Source organism: Pseudoalteromonas sp. BSi20495, from assembly GCF_000241185.1.
GTDB lineage: Bacteria > Pseudomonadota > Gammaproteobacteria > Enterobacterales > Alteromonadaceae > Pseudoalteromonas > Pseudoalteromonas fuliginea.
The window spans coordinates 1-3,443 of sequence record NZ_BADY01000108.1 but is presented as its reverse complement, the minus strand read 5'-3'; the positions used below and the strand labels follow the sequence as shown (position 1 = coordinate 3,443).

Annotated in this window: 2 protein-coding genes; one reads left to right on the top strand and one right to left on the bottom strand. The window is 36.6% G+C overall.

Annotated elements, in window-relative coordinates; translation table 11 throughout:
- Positions 1-25 precede the first annotated feature (25 nt).
- The gene (locus tag P20495_RS06760) at positions 26-235 is read right to left on the bottom strand and encodes a PGPGW domain-containing protein (protein WP_007583189.1); all 210 of its coding nucleotides are present in this window, start codon (positions 233-235) and stop codon (positions 26-28) included.
- Between the two features lie 145 nt (positions 236-380).
- On the opposite strand from P20495_RS06760, the gene P20495_RS06765 reads away from it, so the two are divergent.
- Entirely contained in the window at positions 381-3,428 is a 3,048-nt protein-coding gene (locus P20495_RS06765; protein ID WP_008137381.1) for an FAD-binding and (Fe-S)-binding domain-containing protein, read from the top strand.
- The last annotated feature ends 15 nt before the right edge of the window (positions 3,429-3,443 follow it).

Sequence of the window (3,443 nt, the reverse complement as noted above, 5' to 3'; positions counted from 1 at the left end):
TTTTATATACTCAATTAAAAGTAAATTAACGGGCTAATTTTTTATCTAAATAGGCACATGATTTAGTTAACGCCTTTTGACAAAATGATAAGTAATGTCGCGCTTTAGGATAGTAAAACGAAAAGCATAATAAACCCGCCATAAAAAATATAAGTGAAGGGCCAGGTACAATCGCAAAAAATAATCCTAGCAAAATAAATAACACGCCACTGATCTGTAATAGTAATTTTTTCATATAACACACCTCATTACTTGTTAACTTGAGTATAATTTAAGCTGCATTAAAATCGACTAAAAGAGTGTTACAAACTGTAAAATCTTCAATTTCTATTCGCCATCACCATGATATAATTAGTCAAATGCCCTAAAATATCGCCGTCATGATAGCAACAATTACACAGCAAGATGCCGCGACAGAACTTGTCGCTAACTACCTAAATACCATTACAAGCCAAGGTTTTACCGGAGATACCGACGCAAGTTATGCAACGCGTATTACCGCTTCAACCGATAACAGTGTGTATCAGCAAATACCGCAAGGTGTTATTTTTCCAAAAAGTGAAAAAGATATTCAGCTCGCATTGCAAACAGCATCTCGCGACCCGTTTTTATCATTAACTTTTGGTCCTCGTGGCGGTGGAACAGGCACTAACGGACAATCGTTAACACCTGGTATTGTTGTAGATTTGTCTCGCTATATGCGCGAAATCCTCGAAATAAATGTAGAAGAAGGCTGGGTACGCGTTCAAACCGGCGTAATAAAAGATCAACTTAATGACTTCTTAAAACCTTATGGTTTTTTCTTCTCACCCGATTTATCTACTAGTAACAGGGCAACTATTGGTGGAATGATAAGTACTGACGCCTCTGGGCAAGGTTCGTTAGTTTACGGAAAAACAAGCGATCATGTTTTAGGGCTTACAACTTATTTAGTCGATGGCACACCTATGTGTACCTCCCCAATAGACATCGACAAAGCAAAAATTATAGCCGAGCAAGACTCTTTAATTGGTAGTTTATATAAAACAGTTTTAGATATTTCAGTTAATGAACGCGCAGCTATTTTAGCTAAGTTTCCACGGTTAAATAGGTTTTTAACCGGCTACGACCTAGAGCATGTACTAAGTGATGACTTACTTACTTTTGACATGAGCCGACTAATAACAGGTTCAGAAGGCTCATTAGGTATAGTAACTGAAGCTAAATTAAACCTAACACCGATTGCTGAATTTAAAACCCTTATAAATATCAAGTACGATAGTTTTGACTCAGCACTTCGTCATTCACCGTTTTTAGTTGATGCACGCGCAACATCGGTAGAAACCGTAGATAGCAAAGTTTTAAACTTAGCGCGTGAAGACATCATTTGGAATTTAGTATCGGACTTAATAACCGACGTACCAAATAAAGATATGCAAGGCCTTAACATGGTCGAGTTTAATGCAGTATCAAACGATGATATAAAAGACAAAGTAGACACGCTTTGTAAGCTTCTAGATGAATGCGTAATAAATCAAACTAATGGCGTTATTGGTTATCAGTTAACCAGTGATAAAAGCGATATACTAAAAATTTACGCAATGCGTAAAAAGTCAGTGGGTTTATTAGGTAATGTAAAAGGCAGCCAAAAACCGCTCGCCTTTGCAGAAGACACTGCAGTACCGCCTGAAAATTTAGCAGATTATATTGTCGAATTTAGAGCATTACTCGACAGTCATAATTTACAGTATGGTATGTTTGGCCATGTTGATGCGGGGGTTTTACATGTACGCCCAGCACTTGATATGTGCGACCCAGAACAAGAAAAACTACTTAGAACTATTTCAGATCAGGTCGTAAAACTAACCGCTAAGTACGGCGGTTTAATGTGGGGCGAGCACGGTAAAGGTTACCGAAGTGAATACAGCCCTGAATTTTTTGGTGAGCATTTATATACACAACTTCGTAAAATAAAAACAGCTTTCGATCCTAACAACCGTATTAACCCCGGCAAAATATGTACTCCTATCGATAGTGAAGACTCACTAGTTAGTGTAGATGGACAAAAGAGATCGCACTTCGATAAGCAAATATCAATAGAAGTTAAAACCAGTTTTAACAATGCAATGACCTGTAATGGTAATGGCATATGCTTTAATTACGATGAAAATTCACCTATGTGTCCATCGTATAAAGTAACTGGCGATCGCCGTAATTCACCAAAAGGACGCGCAAGTTTAATGCGCGAGTGGCTTCGATTACAAGAGTCAAAAAATGTAGATTTGCTCGAAGTAGAAAAGCAACTTAACAAAGGTGAAGTAATCACCTGGTGGGAACGTTTCGTTCATAGCCGCGAAAAACGAAAAGGTATTTACGACTTTTCTCACGAAGTAAAAGCGTCAATGGATGAATGTTTAGCGTGTAAGGCATGTACAACAGCATGTCCAATTAAAGTAGATGTACCCACTTTTCGTTCGCGCTTTTTAAATTATTATCATAGTTATTATGCACGCCCGCTAAAAGATTACCTTGTTGGTAACATAGAAAACAGCGCGCCATTAATGGCAAAGTTCGCTAAAGTCATAAATCCAATTGTTAAAACATCATTAGTAAGCAATGTTATAAAAAAAACAGTTGGCTATGTTGATACACCACAGTTAAGTATTCCTGCACTTTCAAAGCGTATTACTAAAACACAAAAATTTGATTTTGATTTATTAAATAAATTAAATGCAGAGCAACAAAGTGAATATGTATTAATAGTACAAGACCCATTTACGAGCTTTTACGAAGCAGAACTAGTAGAAAGTTTTATTACTTTAATAACCCAACTTGGCAAAAAACCAATGCTATTACCTTTTAAACCAAATGGTAAACCGCAACACGTAAAAGGTTTTTTGCATGAATTTAAAGTTACAGCTAAAAATGCAGCCGAGTTTTTAAATAAATTAAATGATATCAATGCACCGTTAGTCGGTTTAGATGCCTCACTAGTTATGTGTTACCGCGATGAATATAATACAATTTTAGAAAATAACCGTGGTGAATTTAACGTGCAACTTGCCCATGAATGGCTCGAAACACAATCGTTTAAATCACTAAGCGCACAGCAAAATACAGATACCGAATTTACATTACTGAGTCACTGTACTGAAACAACTGCATTGCCAAAAGCGGCAAATGTTTGGCAAACAATTTTCAATGATATTGGTTTAACATTAAAAACAACAAATACAGGTTGTTGTGGAATGGCGGGAACTTATGGCCACGAAGCACAAAATCAAGATAACTCACGTGCGCTTTATGAAATGAGTTGGAAACCAATTGTAGATAAAAATAAACCAGAGCAACTTTTATCTACGGGCTTTTCTTGTCGTAGCCAAGTTAAACGTTTTGAGAAATTTAAACCAAAACACCCAATTGAATTACTCGCACAGGTACTTAGCTAATAAAAGTTAAAAAAA